At 39.9% G+C, this 18,123-nt stretch carries 17 protein-coding genes; 11 read left to right on the top strand and 6 right to left on the bottom strand.

The window, feature by feature from the left end; all coding sequences use genetic code 11:
- Nucleotides 1-17 precede the first annotated feature (17 nt).
- From DXD68_RS03055 to DXD68_RS03045, 3 genes are all read left to right on the top strand, one after another.
- On the top strand, nucleotides 18-3,014 hold the full coding sequence (locus tag DXD68_RS03055; protein ID WP_122360236.1) for a BACON domain-containing protein: 2,997 nt from the start codon (nucleotides 18-20) through the stop codon (nucleotides 3,012-3,014).
- Between the two features lie 37 nt (nucleotides 3,015-3,051).
- Nucleotides 3,052-3,330 carry an HU family DNA-binding protein gene (locus tag DXD68_RS03050; protein WP_046146950.1) on the top strand — a complete coding sequence of 93 codons (279 nt, stop codon included), beginning with the start codon at nucleotides 3,052-3,054 and terminating at the stop codon, nucleotides 3,328-3,330.
- A 107-nt stretch (nucleotides 3,331-3,437) separates the two neighbouring features.
- Complete coding sequence (locus DXD68_RS03045) at nucleotides 3,438-3,926, top strand: hypothetical protein (RefSeq protein WP_122360235.1); 489 nt, start codon at nucleotides 3,438-3,440, stop codon at nucleotides 3,924-3,926.
- A 466-nt stretch (nucleotides 3,927-4,392) separates the two neighbouring features.
- On the opposite strand, the gene DXD68_RS03040 is transcribed toward DXD68_RS03045, so the two are convergent.
- Together DXD68_RS03040 and DXD68_RS03035 are read right to left on the bottom strand one after the other, a co-directional pair.
- A complete protein-coding gene (locus DXD68_RS03040) occupies nucleotides 4,393-5,262 on the bottom strand; it encodes an SIR2 family protein (RefSeq protein WP_158585849.1) in 870 nt (289 codons plus the stop codon).
- A complete protein-coding gene (locus DXD68_RS03035; RefSeq protein WP_122360233.1) occupies nucleotides 5,249-6,274 on the bottom strand; it encodes a ParA family protein in 1,026 nt (341 codons plus the stop codon). Before DXD68_RS03035 ends, DXD68_RS03040 begins: the two co-directional genes overlap by 14 nt.
- A gap of 303 nt (nucleotides 6,275-6,577) precedes the next feature.
- Between DXD68_RS03035 and DXD68_RS03030 the strand changes: the two genes are divergently transcribed.
- From DXD68_RS03030 to DXD68_RS02995, 7 genes are all read left to right on the top strand, one after another.
- The gene (locus DXD68_RS03030; protein ID WP_233576974.1) at nucleotides 6,578-6,889 is read left to right on the top strand and encodes a hypothetical protein; all 312 of its coding nucleotides are present in this window, start codon (nucleotides 6,578-6,580) and stop codon (nucleotides 6,887-6,889) included.
- 791 nt (nucleotides 6,890-7,680) lie between these two features.
- Complete coding sequence (locus DXD68_RS03020) at nucleotides 7,681-8,121, top strand: HU family DNA-binding protein (protein WP_016212994.1); 441 nt, start codon at nucleotides 7,681-7,683, stop codon at nucleotides 8,119-8,121.
- A 630-nt stretch (nucleotides 8,122-8,751) separates the two neighbouring features.
- On the top strand, nucleotides 8,752-9,192 hold the full coding sequence (locus DXD68_RS03015; RefSeq protein ID WP_122360232.1) for an HU family DNA-binding protein: 441 nt from the start codon (nucleotides 8,752-8,754) through the stop codon (nucleotides 9,190-9,192).
- Between the two features lie 630 nt (nucleotides 9,193-9,822).
- Complete coding sequence (locus tag DXD68_RS03010; RefSeq protein ID WP_122360231.1) at nucleotides 9,823-10,266, top strand: HU family DNA-binding protein; 444 nt, start codon at nucleotides 9,823-9,825, stop codon at nucleotides 10,264-10,266.
- Between the two features lie 51 nt (nucleotides 10,267-10,317).
- Complete coding sequence (locus tag DXD68_RS03005; RefSeq protein ID WP_007659354.1) at nucleotides 10,318-10,536, top strand: hypothetical protein; 219 nt, start codon at nucleotides 10,318-10,320, stop codon at nucleotides 10,534-10,536.
- Complete coding sequence (locus DXD68_RS03000) at nucleotides 10,517-10,927, top strand: D-Ala-D-Ala carboxypeptidase family metallohydrolase (protein WP_122360230.1); 411 nt, start codon at nucleotides 10,517-10,519, stop codon at nucleotides 10,925-10,927. The genes DXD68_RS03005 and DXD68_RS03000 overlap by 20 nt, the downstream gene beginning before the upstream one ends.
- The gene (locus DXD68_RS02995) at nucleotides 10,924-11,376 is read left to right on the top strand and encodes a hypothetical protein (protein ID WP_233576973.1); all 453 of its coding nucleotides are present in this window, start codon (nucleotides 10,924-10,926) and stop codon (nucleotides 11,374-11,376) included. The genes DXD68_RS03000 and DXD68_RS02995 overlap by 4 nt, the downstream gene beginning before the upstream one ends.
- Before the next feature lie 23 nt (nucleotides 11,377-11,399).
- Here the strand turns inward: DXD68_RS02995 and DXD68_RS02990 are convergent, their stop codons facing one another.
- The 3 genes from DXD68_RS02990 to DXD68_RS02980 form a co-directional block, all read right to left on the bottom strand.
- On the bottom strand, nucleotides 11,400-11,969 hold the full coding sequence (locus DXD68_RS02990) for a YdeI/OmpD-associated family protein (RefSeq protein ID WP_122360229.1): 570 nt from the start codon (nucleotides 11,967-11,969) through the stop codon (nucleotides 11,400-11,402).
- A gap of 3 nt (nucleotides 11,970-11,972) precedes the next feature.
- Nucleotides 11,973-12,788, bottom strand: coding sequence for a transglutaminase-like domain-containing protein (locus tag DXD68_RS02985; RefSeq protein WP_122360228.1), 816 nt, complete (start codon nucleotides 12,786-12,788; stop codon nucleotides 11,973-11,975).
- Between the two features lie 428 nt (nucleotides 12,789-13,216).
- Nucleotides 13,217-14,488, bottom strand: a complete 1,272-nt coding sequence (locus DXD68_RS02980; RefSeq protein WP_122360227.1) for an ATP-binding protein — start codon at nucleotides 14,486-14,488, stop codon at nucleotides 13,217-13,219.
- 294 nt (nucleotides 14,489-14,782) lie between these two features.
- On the opposite strand from DXD68_RS02980, the gene mgtA reads away from it, so the two are divergent.
- Nucleotides 14,783-17,437, top strand: coding sequence for a magnesium-translocating P-type ATPase (gene mgtA / locus DXD68_RS02975; protein ID WP_199715362.1), 2,655 nt, complete (start codon nucleotides 14,783-14,785; stop codon nucleotides 17,435-17,437).
- 200 nt (nucleotides 17,438-17,637) lie between these two features.
- Here the strand turns inward: mgtA and trxA are convergent, their stop codons facing one another.
- Nucleotides 17,638-18,123, bottom strand: a complete 486-nt coding sequence (trxA, locus tag DXD68_RS02970; RefSeq protein ID WP_122360226.1) for a thioredoxin — start codon at nucleotides 18,121-18,123, stop codon at nucleotides 17,638-17,640.

Below are 18,123 nucleotides of genomic sequence, written 5' to 3'. Positions count from 1 at the left end.
GAATAAAACAGGATATAATGAAACAAATAAGTGAAATAAGGAACAAACATTGGATTCGCCTGTTTGGCTGTTTGGTTTTACTTTGGATAGTCGGTTGTACACAGGCAGACGTGGATGATGATATTCTTTTGCCTACGCTGAAAGAAGTGGATGCCGGTTTTAATCTGAATGTCCTGGCAAACCATATACCGGTAACCCGCAGCATACTGTTTACTGCCGATGGCACTATGGAATCGGATTCGATCGGTACTCGTGCAGCTACTCCGCTGGAAGAGGCACAGGAAAGTAAGATTGCCAGTGTCTGGGTGGGGCAATATGTTGGCGGTAAGCTTTTGTATGCTAAATATATTTCTTCATTAACAGGCAATACACTTAATATTAAATTGAAACATGATAGAGAAGGTTCAGAATCTCATGTGTGGTTCATTGCTAATATGGGTGACCAGGGAGAGGTAGCAACCGAAACTGCTTTGAAAAAGTTGCTGTTGACTTATGTTTCGACCGAAACCGGATTGCCCCAAAGTAATCTGTGTGGAATGACAGGGATGTGGAGCGGAGTAGTACAAGAAGGGGGAGTAAAGGATATCAGGGTGAATTTATCCCGTATGGTGGCTAAGATATCGTTTACTTATTCGATCGCCGGAGAGGGGTTTACTTTTACTCCTAATACTGTGACATTGAACTCGGTTCCGCAGAAAATGCAGGTTGATGTGCCTGAAAACCAATTGGTAGGTATGACATATACAGATTATACCGGAATAGCGGATAGAGACGGTGCTACCATGTATTGGTATCTACCGGAGAATATGGCGGGTATTGTCAGTGATGGGAACGCAATCGACTCAGAAAAGAAGAAGATCGGTATGGGGGTGACAAATGCTACTTATATCGAATTGACGGGTACGGCTGTGCAGGGGGGAGTGACATATAACAATGTTGTATTCCGTTTTTATCCGGGTGATGGAATGAATAATTACAATATCGAGCGTAACTACCATTATGTAATGAAGGTGACGTTGGTCGGTATAGATATTTCCGATGAACGTATTACGGTAAATGAGATACCGCCAATAGAGGTCGATCCGGGAAAGATGCCGGCGGAAAAAGGTGGAATGAAAGAGGTACAGATCACCGCCCGTCCGGGGCAGGCGTGGTCTTTCGATTTGGAAGAATGGTTGTCGGCAATGATAGGAGGTGTGGCTGCCGGAACTGGGGTAACAGTAAGCCATCAGGGGCCTGCTATGGTTACTTTCCAGTCGGTGTCTGCCAATCCGAAAGCCGAAGACAGGAGTGTGACTTTTTCTGTAAATGTGAACGGAGAGAATCAGGAGATAACCATTACGCAGGAAGGATCCGCCTTGTCTAAAGGGAGTGATGTTATCTCTTTAGGCGCGGCAGAGGGTTCGGAAGGGGCTTCTTCCTTTACTACTACAAAAGGTTTACCATGGCTGGCTGCCTTAAGCGGGGAGAATTGGTGGAATTGGGCAGACGATAATCCTGCTTTTTCAGGAGATGAAGCCACGGGGACTGAGCAGGCTTTGAAAATAAAAGCGACAGCCAGTAACCCCTTGGCTTCGGAACGGAGTGGAAAGATAACAGTGAGTGCCGGTACATCGATAGCTGAGATAGGTTATACAGGCTTGAAAGAGGAAATAGTGGTAAAGCAAGCAGGTTCCAGGGTAGAAGGTTCGAGCATGGAAGTAAATCCGGAAGCAGCTAATAATCAAACATCGTCGTTTGTCGCTACATCTGGTTTGGACTGGGTGGCAAAGGTAACGGAAGGTGACTGGATTACATTGGTTGGTGCGACCTCAGGTTCTCAAACAACGGGAAAAGCACAGAATGTGACTTTTAATATCGCTGTCAATCCCTTTTCTTCTGCGCGAAGCGGCGAGATAGTTGTTCGTGCCGGGGATGAAATTGGCGGACCAACCGGAACAATAAAGGTGAATCAGAAAGCCTCTGCACTGACAGTATCTGCCAGTCCCACAACGTTGGCTGCAACAAAGGACGCTGCCGGAACACTCTCTTTTAAAGGAACTTCGGGATTATCTTTTTCTATTACCAAGCCTGATTGGCTGACACTGACCGGTACTATTCCGGAAACAATGAATGGAAACGAACAGAATCTGGGATATAAAACAAGCGAGGTGAATCTCAATAGCACAGAAATATCGGGCGATATAACAGTGAAAGCAGGAAATATAGAAAATAAAGTGGCAGTTAAACAATCGGGCTCCACATTTACGGTGTCTGAAACTGAACTGTCTTTAGAAAAGGATGCGACTTCAGGTAGTGTAAAGGTAAAGGGAACCTACGGTCTACCTTGGACAGTCAGTCCAGCTGGCGGAACAAACGCTATCACTCCCTCGATCGACTCTTCTATTGCAGACGGTTCGGAGCAAGTATTAACATTTAATGCAACTGAAAATATGGGGAGTGCCCGTTCTGCAACATTTACTATTGCTGTAACCGGTGGTGATCATTCAAAAACAGTAAAGGTTAATCAAGCAGGAGATTTAACAAAGATTACTGTTACAATTAATCAGCAAGTATTGAGAAGTTATTATACTCAGATGACTAAAGATGGGGGCAATTGGAAACTATATCCTCCTTTTGATGCAGGTGGAACAGATATGGCTGAATCTCATGGCGTAACAGTTAATTTATCAGAGTCGCCTACAATGAACGGTTCTTATTCTATACAAGTACAAAAAAGCCAGAACCCTAGTGTTTTAACACAAATAAATACGAAGAGTTATTGTTCCAAATTGGATGAAGATGGCACAGGTTGGCGCTTACCTACTCAAATAGAGTTACATGCCATGTATATGAATAAAGAATATATAGAGGGTATTAAAGGTTCTGGTACATTCTTCGGCAGTTACTATTGGAGTAGCTCAATATATGGTGGAAATGGTAAATTTTGTTTATTGCGCTTAAGCGATGGCACATTCAATTATTTAACCACGAATAATCCCTATTATATTCGTTGTGTCCGGGATAACTATTGATGAAAGAATATAGTTAAACACGTAAAGAAAACATATTATGAACAAAGCAGATTTAGTAAACGAATTAGCAGAGAAAATGGGTATTTCGCAGAAACAGTCCCGTAAGTTTATCAATACTTTTCAGGCAATACTGACAGAGAGGGTAAAAGAGGATGAAATAGTACTTCAGGGTTTCGGTACTTTCAAAGCCTGGGAACAGGCTGAACGTACAGGTCGCAACCCTCGTACCGGCATTTCCTGTAAGATACCGGCCCGTAGGAGTGTGAAGTTTAAACCTGGTAAGTTTTTGCTTAGAGATTTGAACCTATCCAAATAGAGAGCAAAAGGGAGGTACAAGTGTTAACCATATAAAAAAGACTTTGTGTCTCCCTGCTTTTATTTTAGATTTCCCTCAATTATTTATTAACGCCTATTGGATATATCATGAAGAAACAAAACAAATTAGAGGCATTATTCCTTAATGGAAAAGTGCCGGAAGTGAACGAGTTTAACCGTAGCCTTGATAAAATGTCGAAGGAAGGTCGTAACCATTTACGTGAAAAGATTTACAAAATTGCATTTACCGTATGGTCAACCTTGCCTAAAAAACACCAGAAGTTCATCGAAGAAGTCATCGTCCATGATCGGCAGTCATACGTAGACTTTATGCAACAAAGAACGGTAATGGCCTGTCTGCGTTGTCCACTCAGGTTTCCTGTTTTGTTTATCCGTATGCTGCATTTGACTGAAGTTGTTGAACGGAGTGCGCAAACTTCTATAAACCATATTGCGATGTCTGTCCTGATTTGTTTTCAGGTTTGTGGTAAGATAGGTACGCTGGCTGGGCATATCAGTAAAGGGGGGATTACTAGTGAAGAGGTGCTGGTGTTGGCGGGGAAGATGAGGGTGGTGGAGTATTGCGGGGGATATTAAATGAGAGATGGATTCATCTGGTATATCGGCTAGAAAGATATTGTCAATGAAGCGGCACTAGTGTTGGTAAGGTAGATGATAGTAATTAGAGTTTTGTAGTATTATGTAAATGAAAACTTTTAATCGGCTTATAAATAAAAAGCAACAGCTTTGCATGACTGTATAAAAGAATTGTCCCGTCTGCCAACTGGTTTTTTATGCCTGGTTGGTAGACGGAATGTTTCTTTAGGTTAGGCTGTAGTTCGAAAAACAGTTGCCTGAACTTGTGAGAGTGACGGTTTTCGGATGGAGAAAATGAGCCTTTATTCCGTATTGGGGGGTATCCACGGTGTTAATATCTCTGTCAAAGTCAATCAAGGCTGTGAATGAGAGTTTGTGCTTACGCAGGTAAAAAGGGAAAATATCAATTAAACTTCTTAGACGAAGATTAGGATGGATGAAGTAGAACTATGATGATACTTAAAGGTTACCAATTTTGGCTTGCAGCTATTTTTGTTTTTTCTTCTTCCACTAAATTTACCAATGCATGAATAGAATCAGATAATTCCTTATGATAATCCCTGTTGTCGTAAGTTAAAAACTTTAAATTGAAAATTTCGGAGTAAACATCCTCTTTATTTTTAATATTTTCTTTAGTGGTAATAAAAAAATGAGGTATAGTAGTATGAAACATAGTTGAATAGTTTTCAAGAAGCAAACGAACATCAGGATCATTAATGCCAGCACCAATAAAAATGAATGTATGCGTCATTAGTAAAGCTTCCATTATTTTATAAAATTTAGCATTGTTAGTTCTTGCAATAGCATAATCTTTTTGTGTAAAAATAACTTTTTGAGGAGCGTCTATGGTACCATGCATTTTTATAACTAACATATCATGTCTTCTCAAACCATCTGCAATATCAGCTTCTTCATCATATTTTTTTATATGTACTGTTCCGTTTGATTCATGTGCAGCATAAGAATCATAAATTTTGTCAAAGTTTGGTGTTATAATTATTCTTTGATTTAGCTTAAAAATGTCCTTATGTATTTCAGCTTCACGAAAATGTGGACGTTCAAATTCATTTTTAAGTAATTCTATAAAATCATTGTCTCCTAATGATTTTTTTAACAATTCACAAGCAAGCAGATAATCTCCATTTTCTATCTCCTTTTTTATCAATTTCTTATCACGAAGGTTATCTAGTGTGTTCGACCCACTTATGAGAAAGCCTTTCCAATCTTTAGGATGAGTTCCAAAATTATCTGTGGAATTCATAGACAATCCTGCTCCCAGAAATAAGACACTTTTATTACGTGCTATACAATTTACTAATTGATTAGGCCATTTCATAAGCATTCAGATTTCTTTTAATTTTATCGGAAATAGATTTCACAACTCTTTCATATTCTTTCACTTTTGAAAAATGTGCACCAACCACTCCATCAGTTCCTGTAAGATTAAAAATTGGCTTATGGGCAATTTGAGATAATGGAATTAAGCTATTAAGTGTAGGTATTTCTCCTATAAGTAAATCATCTTCGGAAAGAGATGGTGTGTAAAATTTTTCTAATTTAGATGATAGCGTTTTATTCATTTTCTTGATGATATTATCATATGCTTTTACTGGTCGCTTAACTCCTTCTTTAGTAGTCTTTGTTACATATTGCTGATATATATAGCCTAGAAAACTTATTTTAACATTTACATTTTTGCCTCCAATAGTATATGGTTCATTATCAAAAGAATTCTGATACTTATTCAATCCATCATCTACAAATTGTTTCCATTTATTGAGTGATTCTGATATGTTATCAATAGCTTTTAAGCTAAATATATCAGAAGACATAGGTATAATAAAATAATCACAAGAAAGTAAAACACTACGATTGATTGCCCCTAATGAGGGACCTACATCGAAGAAAATATAGTCATACATACTTTCCAGCTTCTGTAATAAATCCTTGAAGAGAAATGTAGTTTTTAGACCTCTAGGATTCCCTCCTTGTCCATCTATCCAGTCTGAACTTAAAAAATCTTCAGCTAAAGACAATCGAGTATCTCCGAGAATAATATCAAACCCAAACCACTCGTTATGAATAATAGGTATATTACTACTTTCAATATAATCACTACCACGCTGTAAAGGTCTTATAATATCATATATGGTTTTTGTTTTTGTATTGGAGTATACTTTTTCTAAATCATTCTCATCTGTTACATAAATAGAAGCATTACACTGAGGATCTGCATCTATAACTAACACTTTCTTATTCTCTTTCATTTTCAAATATGATGCAAGATTACAAATAAGTGTGGTTTTTCCGACACCACCTTTGTTGTTGAAAATAGCAATTGAAACCATAATCTATATGAATTTATCTTTAATGACCTACTAGTGAAATTAAAATATTAATATTGAATAAGTAGTATTTATTGTTAATGTTTTGAGAATTAAAAGTATTCAATCTTCTGATTCACAATTATCGTATGCAATATTCGTAAAATTTTTAGACATTTGCAAATAAATGATAAGAAATTTAGTTCGAATTTGATTAGCAAAAAGGGGATATGTAACAACTTTACCTATAATGAAATGATGAGTATGAGATAGTTAAAATGAATCTAACTGTAAAAAATGGAAGCAGAGAATTAATCCGTTCTTAAGATGGCAAGAAGATTGAAAACGAAGATTGAGATATTGGAGAGAACACAAAAAGGAGGCTTGGCTATAACAGGGTGGCTTGAGTGGTTTCTTGATTGTTTGGAAACGGCATTGGTCAATACTGTAAAATCAATCAGTACGGTTTTACAGAAAGCTGATTTCTGGGATAAGTATCGGTTAATCTCCATGAATGAACGGCAAATAAGAATGGTGAATTTGCTTTGGGATGGTTTTGATGGAAAATTAACCTCTTCTAAATGGGGTAAGATTACAAAATGTTCTGCTGATACGGCTTTCGTGATATACAGAATTTGATGACAAAAGGTGTGTTACGTAAAAACAGATGAAGGTGGAAGAAGCATTAATTATGAACTTGTAATGTGATTGTTTGCGGAGATTAATGTCTATATTAGCTGCATAGTATGCGGAGAATGTGTCTGCTAATCTCCGAAAGAGTTAAATAATACTAACTTCCTGTAATTTAGGAAACAAAGTTTTTTATCCTAAAATAAAGGAAGATTTATGAGGAAAGAGGTTATTAAATCGCTGATTGCTATTAAGTAAAGTGAAATCCCGTTTGATGTGATAGAACGGGATGTGAAATAGCCAATCGACCGTAAGAAGATTATCATTATCCCCGGCGTACGTCGTTGTCGTAAATCCACCTTGATGGAAATTGTTGCTGTAAGATGATTGGTTTTAGAGATCGATTCTTTGCGGGAAAATGAATACCCTTTAAGTGGGGAAGATATATTGACTTATATTCAATTATTCGATACCCTTTCGGGTATTTATTTTGTGATTATATTAAAAAGAGTACCTGAAAGGGTATTAAGAATGTTATTGGATGTTGTAAATAAATTAAATCCGTTCCGGAGATTCCAGCGTAAAAATCATTATTTCCTTGATAAACTTTAAATAAGAACCTGAATCCATCGGTGTGATGGTTCGCGAAAAATGGTATTTTAAGATTTTGAATGTTTCTAAAGTCTTATTATATACTGTTTTACATGAGACTCTCGCACCGATCTTTGCATATATACCTACCTATACCTTTGTATCGTTCCCCTGGAAACAGTAGTATTAATTATTAAAACAAAAAAGCTATGACACTGAAATTTAGAAAGGTGCAGCGCAAGGTTCTTAGCGGTGACGATAAGGACAAGGTGAAGACTTATGCGATGGCGCGGTCGTCGAACTATTGCGATATGGATAAGTTGTGTGAATTGATCTCCAGCCGCTCGGCGATGTCGAGTGCTGATGTGAAGGCAATACTCGATTCGTTAAATTGGGCGATGAGCCTGGAGCTTCGCTCGGGTAGTATTGTACAGGTGGGTGAGTTCGGTAGTTTTCGTCTTTCGATTCGTTCGAAAGGAGCGGAGACGGCGGATGCTTTCAATGCTTCCCTGATAAAAAAGGCACGGGTGATATTCTCGCCGGGTACCAGTCTGCGCTGGATGAGTGAGATCGTGAAGTTTGAAGAGGATGAAGATACGAAATCTAAGAAAGAAGAAAATCCGGATGATGACAGACCGGTGATTGAATAATTAAAAATGGTAAATAGGAGATTACCTGATTGAAAGAGAAAGGGGGGACGTATGAAAAAAGTTTCCTTTATTTTAGGAAAGAAAATGCTTTTTTTGTCCTAAAATAAAGGAATACTTATGAGGAAAGAGGTTCTCAAATATTAAGCAAAGTGAAATCCTGTTTGATGTGATAGAACGGGATGTGGAATAGCCAATCGACCGTAAGAAGATTATCACTATCCCAGGTGTACATTCTTTGCAGGAAAATGAATTCCCTTTAAGTGGGGGAAGATATATTGACTTATATTTTTAATTATTCGATACCCTTTCGGGTATTTATTTCGTGATTATATTAAAAAGAGTACCCGAAAGGGTATTAAGAATGTTATTGGAAGTTATAAATAAATTAAATCCATTCTGGAGATTCCTGCGGAATAATCATTATTTTCCTGATAAACGTTAAATAAGAGCCTGAATCCATCGGTGTGATGGTTCGCGAAAAATGGTATTTTAAGATTTTGAATGTTTCTAAAGTCTTATTATATACTGTTTTACATGAGACTCTCGCACCGATCTTTGCATATATACCTACCTATACCTTTGTATCGTTCCCCTGGAAACAGTAGTATTAATTATTAAAACAAAAAAGCTATGACACTGAAATTTAGAAAGGTGCAGCGCAAGGTTCTTAGCGGTGACGATAAGGACAAGGTGAAGACTTATGCGATGGCGCGGTCGTCGAACTATTGCGATATGGATAAGTTGTGTGAATTGATCTCCAGCCGCTCGGCGATGTCGAGTGCTGATGTGAAGGCAATACTCGATTCGTTGAACTGGGTGATGAGCCTGGAGCTTCGTTCGGGTAGTATTGTACAGGTGGGTGAGTTCGGTAGTTTTCGTCTTTCGATTCGTTCGAAAGGTGCGGAGACGGCGGATGCTTTCAATGCTTCCCTGATAAAAAAGGCACGGGTGATATTCTCGCCGGGTACCAGTCTGCGCTGGATGAGTGAGATCGTGAAGTTTGAAGAGGATGAAGATACGAAATCTAAGAAAGAAGAAAATCCGGATGATGACAGACCGGTGATTGAATAATTAAAAATGGTAAATAGGAGATTACCTGATTGAAAGAGAAAGGGGGGACGTATGAAAAAAGTTTCCTTTATTTTAGGAAAGAAAATGCTTTTTTTGTCCTAAAATAAAGGAATACTTATGAGGAAAGAGGTTCTCAAATATTAAGCAAAGTGAAATCCTGTTTGATGTGATAGAACGGGATGTGGAATAGCCAATCGACCGTAAGAAGATTATCACTATCCCAGGTGTACATTCTTTGCAGGAAAATGAATTCCCTTTAAGTGGGGGAAGATATATTGACTTATATTTTTAATTATTCGATACCCTTTCGGGTATTTATTTCGTGATTATATTAAAAAGAGTACCCGAAAGGGTATTAAGAATGTTATTGGAAGTTATAAATAAATTAAATCCATTCTGGAGATTCCTGCGGAATAATCATTATTTTCCTGATAAACGTTAAATAAGAGCCTGAATCGATCGGTGTGATGGTTCGCGAAAAATGGTATTTTAAGATTTTGAATGTTCCTAAAGTCTTATTATATACTGTTTTACATGATGCTATCGCGCCGATCTTTGCATATATTCCTACCTGTACCTTTGTATCGTTCCCCTGGAAACAGTAGTATTAATCATTAAAATAGAAAAGCTATGACACTGAAATTTAGAAAGGTGCAGCGCAAGGTTCTTAGCGGTGACGATAAGGACAAGGTGAAGACTTATGCGATGGCGCGGTCGTCGAACTATTGCGATATGGATAAGTTGTGTGAATTGATCTCCAGCCGCTCGGCGATGTCGAGTGCTGATGTGAAGGCAATACTCGATTCGTTGAACTGGGTGATGAGCCTGGAGCTTCGTTCGGGTAGTATTGTACAGGTGGGTGAGTTCGGTAGTTTTCGTCTTTCGATTCGTTCGAAAGGTGCGGAGACGGCGGATGCTTTCAATGCTTCCCTGATAAAAAAGGCACGGGTGATATTCTCGCCGGGTACCAGTCTGCGCTGGATGAGTGAGATCGTGAAGTTTGAAGAAGATGAAGATACGAAACCTAAAAAAGAAGAAGGTTCCGGTGGAGATGACAGACCGGAAATTGAATAACTGAAAATGGGAAATTGAGGATTACTTGATTGAAAGAGGAAAGGGGAACGTATGAAAAAAAGACTGACTATTCAATTGGTAATGGCAATCCTGCTCGTAATGAGCGGGATTGTTCTTCTTTTCTCCGGTTTCTGGATTGCTCCGAAAGGGGAGATTCATAATAGTGTGCTGGTGGCTTTCGGGGAAACCTGCACATTTGCCGGAGCTTTGTTTGGGGTGGATTATTCGTATAAAATTAAATCGGTACAAAATGAAAGAGAGGATAAGTAGGGATTTTACCTGGGAAGAAATGACGTATAGTAGGGTAGCGGTAGAGAACGGATTGCTGAATGAGCCACCGTTTGAGGTGAAGCTGGCTATAAAGGAGTTGGTAAAACGGTTGTTACAGCCGTTGCGGCTGGCTTATGGGAAACCGATTGCGATCACAAGCGGTTACCGGAGTCCGGAGGTGAACAGGTTGGTGGGCGGTGTGCCTTCGAGCCAGCATGTGAAGGGGGAGGCTGCGGATTGTTATGTGCCTGATCCGAAGGTGTTACTGGATGTGTTGCTTTATTGTAAGTTACCTTTCGATCAGGCGATTCTTTATAAACGAAAGAAGTTCCTGCACTTGTCGTTTCGGATAAATGGAGAGAATCGTTATCAGGTGATCATTAATAAATGAAGGGGATAGGTATGGATATGTGGAGGAGAAGTTTACTTGTTTCGGTTGGTTTGTTGGTTGTTTTGCTGTCCGGTTGTAGTGCCGGGCGGCGTAGTGTACAACATCGGGAGATAAGGGAGGAGGTGCATAGCATTCATAGTGATAGTATGTTGTTAAAAAATTTGTATCAGGCTTCCCGCAATAAGGTGATCAATATAGAGCATATCGTGTTCGATAGCTGCCGGTTGAATGGGGTACAGTCTGTTACTCATGTCGCCATTAAGGAACAGGGGGAGGAAGTTGTTGAGTCGGTTGTTAGTTCTGGTTCTGTAGATGAGAACTGTTTTGCCGGTTCTGATTTTTTTCAGAAAGGTAGTATTGTGGAGTTTTCTTATCCCAAGCGGATGTTGGTGATTGGGGGGGTGGTTTGCTTGTTATATATAGGTATAGCATTTAGAAAATGGAAGTAAAATTCGTGCCAGCATTATTGGGATTAATAGTATTTTCCAATTCCCCCAAATCCTGCTATAATTTTATTTTCTTTCGTTTTATTGATAAAGTTGTTTAGTCGTTTTTCAAATTCTTCAGGCCGTTTCCTTGCTGCTTCAATGTATGCAATTCGGATACGTTTATATGGGTCGGAGAAGTGCAGATAGTTTTTCCATGCTGTTTTATCTTCTTTCAATCTGTCAATTATATCATCTGGAAAAATAAAAGGGTCAGATAAAATAGTTCTTATTTTATCCTCAAATTTAGGGTGTATCATTTTATTTTCCAATAACCATTTAAGTCTTTCTTTGTTGGCTTGCGAGTATGTGCTTTTAGGGTTTCTAGGCGTGAAACGCTGAATTTTATGTTCTTTGTCAAGTGCTTTTATCGTACTGTCGATCCACTCGAAACAAAGGGCTTCTTCAACAGCATCATTGTATGTAATACTTTTTTTGTCTGACGACTTACAAGGGAAGACGAACCAAATTTCGTTTTTGGTTTCAAAGTTGTCTGTCAACCACTTTCTCCAATCTTCCCTATTTTCAAAATACTTTATTTTATCTTCTGTTATCATGGGTCATTTCTTTGTAAACTCGATCGGCTCGATGTCATAATTTAGGGTTCTGATGTCGCAGTCTTCGTAATCTATTCCGTAACGCATCCTAACCATGCCAAAATGAGGGGAGATATATGAAGGAAAAGTCGGATCGACAGAACACCAACCTGCACCTTCTATATAGCATTCGGGCCAGGCATGGGTACTTTCGGCTTTATATTCGGGAATATAAAAATATCCTACAGCAAAACGGGTCGGTATATTCATATAGCGCATCAATGCGGTAAATAGATTGGTATATTCGCTACAAGTGCCTTTTCTTGTCTGAATAACTGTATTGACATCTACGGTTCTGCAAATCCCTGCATCGATCTGTTTGGCAATGGAATCGGAAGGTGACAGATAGGTATAGACAAATTTAAGGGCTTTCTCTATTATAACAAAGGTCTGCGTTTCGTCTTTGAACAGTGTATCGGCAATTTGTCTAACGTGTTCGTTTTGTGCATCTATCAACGGAGTAGATTGTAAAAATCTAGCGATCTCCCTGTCGTATTCCCGTGATTTGTCATACTTGGCTTCTTTCATTTTAGCCAGTTTGCTTCCATCTAGATAGGGGTTGATAGTTGTGAGTGATATTTCGTAATTTTTTCCGTTTTTCGATATTTGGGTAATCTGTTGAGGATAACAGTCTATTGCCTTAATATCAGGTTTCCTCACTGTAAAGGTAAAGTTGACCGTATCCTGATTTTCCAGGCGAAAGTATTTGGAATATGATTGCGCAAAAGCAGATTGTGCAATAAACAGGCACATAATCAGCATAAATGGATATTTACTCATGATGTTTCGTTTTATGATTCACAATTGACGGCAAAGGTAATAAATATTTGAGATGTTGGTGTGAGGATAGGATGCCAATAAGAAGTTAGTAACGATAAGTCTATTAATGAATCAGTTAGGTTTGGTGAAATTTGGAGAGCATAAAGAGTTTCGTGGTGATTGTAATGTTTCGGATATAAAGGGTTCATATTCATTTATTTCCTTTATTTTAGGAAATAAAACCGTTTTTTGTCCTAAAATAAAGGAAAGGTCATGAGAAAAGAGGTTGTCAAATCATTGATTGCTATCAAGCAAAGTGAAAATCCGTTCAATGTGATTAATGTTGTTTCGGCTTGGAAATGGTTGTTACAAAATGATTGATTGGATTTAAGAATGATCAAACAGGAAAATACACAAGGGGCAAGAAGAGGATATGATACTCTTTTACATTATATAAAGTTGTATATATCCCATGCCTGAATATGTCGTATTCCATTCCTTGAAGGTAATGTGATTTCATCTAATGTCACTACATACTTTTCATAGTGATCTGTAAGCAGGTCAAAAGGAGCATATTCACGTTCTATCGTGGTTTCATCACTTAGTAAATAGCTGGCTTGTAGGTAAATAATTCTATCAGCTTTGGTTGCGACAAAATCTACTTCTTTTTCTTTTATTATACCGACATATACTTCATAGCCCGCTATTTTTAAATCCAGATAGATACGGTTCTCCAGTAAATAGCCTGTACCGTAACCATACCCGTTATACAGATAATTATGAAAGGCCAGGTCGTTTACATAATATTTGCATGTGCCTGAAATAATTTCTTTTCCCCGAATATTATACCGGTCTGCCCGATGTAATAAATTGGCTTCTTCCAAATAAAGAATGTAATTAGATACAGTCTCGTAATTAGTCTTTCTCCCTTTGGACTTGAAGAAGTTTACGACATTGTTTATGGAAATCAGGTTTGAGGCGTTATTTACCAGATATCCGAATATATCTTCCAGTAATCTGGCATCTTTTATGTTGTTACGCTGAATTATATCTCTCAATAAAACAGTGTCTTTTATGGAAGAAACATAGTTTCGTTTTGTTTCAAAATTATTGAGATGGAATAATTCAGGGAACCCTCCTGATTTTAAGAAATCCATATAAGTGTCTTTGTTTACCTCTTTTTCCTGGATGAGTGCATACTCACCTATATGAAAAGGATAGATAGAGAATTCGATATATCTTCCGGATAACAGGGTCGATAATTGGCTGGAAAGCATTTTTGAGTTTGAGCCCGTTAGGATGATCTCACAATTTTCCGTATAATCTTGTGATAAGGAGTTTACAGTTTTTTCCCATTCAGAAACATTTTGTATTTCATCCAGTAACAGATATATTTTGCCCGTAAGTTGTTTTTCTGTTTTATAGAGAGCATAGAGATCATATAAATCGTCTGCATTTTTTATAAAACCAAAAGGTGCAAACTCAAAATTGACGTAAAAGAGCTGTTCGGGAGATACTTTTTTTTCTGTGACCAGGTAATTCATAAGTTGTCTCATGATAAAGCTTTTGCCACTTCTTCGTTGTCCAACCAATACTTTTATAAGCTTGTTGTCCATAGCAGTGACTATCTTATCTATGTATTCGTTACGAATTAATCCCAGATCAGGAAATTGTCCGTTCCAGAAGTTGTATTTTTCCAATAACTCTAATCTCTTGTCCATAATCATTTACGTTTTACGCAAATATAGTGGAAAATATTCAGGTAGACTTGAAAAAACGCTCTTTTTTGAGGCGATTTTCAAGTCTATCTGAATGTTTTTGTTTTGCAGAGTAAGTAAAAGCAGAAGTAAACTGCAAAATTCTAATGGTTCTCTAATACCCTTCTAATAGTTCTCTAACGGCTTGTCTGGCCGGGTGTCTCTACTTTTGTGCTGTCAAAAAGAGAGACATAAAACGAATACCAAACCGGAGACCTCCTGCTTTGGGAGCAGGGGGCTTCACAAAAGAGAGTTATCATGTGGATCAGAAGAAAGAAAAGAAAGAACAACAACGCAATCTCTTTCAACAGCGAACGGGTGTTCCTGGCTGCTACCCAACCACTGAAATCTGTGTTCAGTTATTTCGACACTTCGCGTCTGGGACTGACGGAAGGAGAAGTTACAGACCGTTTACGTTTTCATGGGCCTAACGAAATCGTACGCGAAAAACGCGATCGTTGGCTGATCATGTTTATTAAAACCTTTATCAATCCTTTTATCGGTATATTGATGGCATTGGCGGTTGTCTCGCTGGTGATCGATGTGCTGATGGCCGCACCGGAAGACAGGGAATGGGTGACCGTTATTGTTATTACGGCGATGGTGATGCTAAGTGCGGTGCTTCGTTTCGTGCAGGAATGGAAATCGGGCAGGGCTTCGGATGCTTTGAAACGGATGGTGAAGAATACGGCTACCGTCTATCGCCTGGGTGCAAAAGACGGGCAGGAGGTGAATATCGCTGAACTTGTGCCGGGGGATATCGTTTACCTGGCTGCCGGAGATATGGTGCCTGCCGATATCCGTATTGTGGAATCTAAGGATTTGTTTGTCAGCCAGTCATCGTTGACGGGCGAGTCGGATGCCATAGAGAAAAGGGCGGAACTGGGGAACAGGACGCACCGGACAGGCAGTGTGGTCGAGCTGGATGATATCTGCTTCATGGGGTCGAATGTGGTGAGCGGATCGGCGATAGGCGTGGTGTTTGCTACCGGGCGTTCTACCTATCTGGGGACGATTGCCAAAAGCCTGACGGGGGTGCGGGCGCAGACGAGTTTTGATCGGGGAATCAATAAGGTGAGTTTGTTACTGATACGGTTTATGCTGGTGATGGTTCCGTTTGTGTTCCTGATTAACGGGTTGAGCAAAGGGGATTGGTTCGATGCTTTTCTGTTTGCCGTGTCGGTTGCTGTCGGTCTTACGCCGGAGATGTTGCCGATGATCGTTACCTCCAATCTGGCAAAAGGGGCTGTTAGTATGTCGCGCCGCAAGACGATCGTGAAGAATCTGAATGCGATACAGAGTTTCGGGGCGATGAATATTCTTTGTACAGATAAGACGGGGACGTTGACACGCGATAAGATCGTGTTGGAGAAATATCTCAATGTACATGGGGATGACGATCTACGCGTGTTGCGGCATGCCTATTTCAACAGTTATTTCCAGACCGGATTAAAGAACCTGATGGACAAGGCGATCCTTTCGCATGCGAAGGAACTGGATTTTGAGCATCTGGGTGATAAATACAGGAAAGTGGACGAGATTCCGTTCGACTTTACCCGTCGCCGCATGTCGGTGATCGTGGAGGATAACGACGGTAAGCGGCAGATTATCACCAAAGGGGCGATCGAGGAGATGATGCAGATCTGTTCGTATGTGGAATATAACGGTGAAGTATGCCCGATGACGGACAAACTGAAGCAGATTGCTTTGGCAATAAGCGGGCGGATGAACCGTGACGGCATGCGTGTGCTGGCAGTTGCCCAGAAGAGTTGGATAGAAAAGGAGCTGGATTTCTCGGTGGAGGATGAAATGGATATGGTGCTGATCGGTTATCTGGCTTTCCTCGATCCTCCCAAATCGTCGGCAGCCGGAGCGATCCGACAGTTGCATGAGCATGGTGTAGAGGTGAAAGTGTTATCAGGTGATAATGAAGCTGTGGTGAAAGCGGTCTGCCGTCAGGTCGGTGTAGATATTACGCATACGCTGCAGGGACCGGAGATCGAGAAGATGACGGATGAGGAACTGGTGAAGGAGCTGCAACATACGACGGTTTATTCGAAACTGACTCCGATGCAGAAAACGCGTATTATCACGTTACTGCAAAAGGGTGGGAATACAGTCGGTTTCCTGGGGGATGGGATCAACGATGCGTCGGCCTTGCGTCAGTCGGATATCGGGATTTCGGTGGATACGGCGGTCGATATTGCTAAGGAGAGTGCTGATATCATTTTGCTGGAAAAGGATTTGATGGTGCTGGAGCAGGGAGTTCTCGAAGGACGTAAGATATTCGGCAATATTATGAAGTATATCAAGATGACGGCGAGTTCAAATTTCGGTAATATGTTCAGTGTGTTGGCGGCAAGTGCTTTCCTGCCTTTCCTGCCGATGCTTCCGATTCATTTGCTGGTACAGAACCTGTTGTATGATATTTCGCAGACGACGATACCGTTCGATAAGGTCGACCGTGAATACTTGCTGAAGCCGCGTAAGTGGGATGCTTCCGATCTGAGCCGCTTCATGATCTGCATCGGGCCGATCAGTTCAATATTCGATATCACGACTTATCTGTTGATGTGGTATGTTTTCGGGTGTACTTCGCCGGAACATCAGGCTTTGTTCCAGAGCGGTTGGTTTGTGGAAGGGCTGCTTTCGCAGACATTGATCGTGCATATGATCCGTACACGAAAGATACCGTTTATACAGAGCCGGGCTTCATGGCCGGTATTACTCACCACTTTTGCGATCATGGCGATCGGTATCCTCCTGCCGTTTACAGGGATAGGTGCATCTATCGGGCTTGTACCGCTGCCGCTGAGTTATTTCCCCTGGCTGCTTGCAACTTTACTTGGATATTGTATGTTGACTCAATTCGTAAAACAATGGTACGTAAAACGGTTTACACGCTGGTTGTAATAGTGTTGCAGATGAGCGAGGAGAAAGTGGTTTTCCATTTTATACGAACTGGAAATGAGAGGTATCATATTGCGATGTTGAGGGTGGTGGTGAGTTATTAGCTTCTTTACCGGATGCAGACGAACGCGGAGTAATCCTGCGTCGTCTGCGTCTGGTCCCTTTATTGGGATACCTCTTTTTTAGTTATGGATAGAATACTTTTACTTTTTCAGTAAAATAGTTTCAATCTTTTCTTTTAATTGATCTTTAGGCAATGCTCCTTGAAGCATCTGGGGTTTCCCTGTCATGGGGATGTACAGCAATGCCGGGATACCTTGTATTCCGAAAACCTGTGCCAGTTCAGTTTCCTTGTCGACATCTACTTTGTATATATCGATCTTTCCGGCATATTCTTTGGCTAGTTGTTCCAGAGAAGGAGCGATCATTTTACAGGGGCCACACCAGTCTGCATAAAAGTCGATGATGGCGGGTTTATCTCCCAGATATTTCCATTCGTTGGGGCTGGCTTCGTAATTGTATATCTTTTTCAGAAAATCAGCCTTTGTGATATGGACAGGTGTATTGGCTGTTGTTTCCTGGCTGCTTTCTGTTTCATCGACAGCGTTTTTGGCTTGTCCTTTACAGGAGGATAAAGTCATGAAACCTACGACTAATACTAATAATGTGAAGATTTTTTTACTGTTCAT

The organism is Parabacteroides sp. TM07-1AC, from assembly GCF_003480915.1.
Taxonomy (GTDB): Bacteria; Bacteroidota; Bacteroidia; order Bacteroidales; family Tannerellaceae; genus Parabacteroides; species Parabacteroides chongii.
The sequence above is the reverse complement of the archived record's forward strand: the minus strand, read 5'-3'. Positions and strand labels throughout refer to the sequence as shown.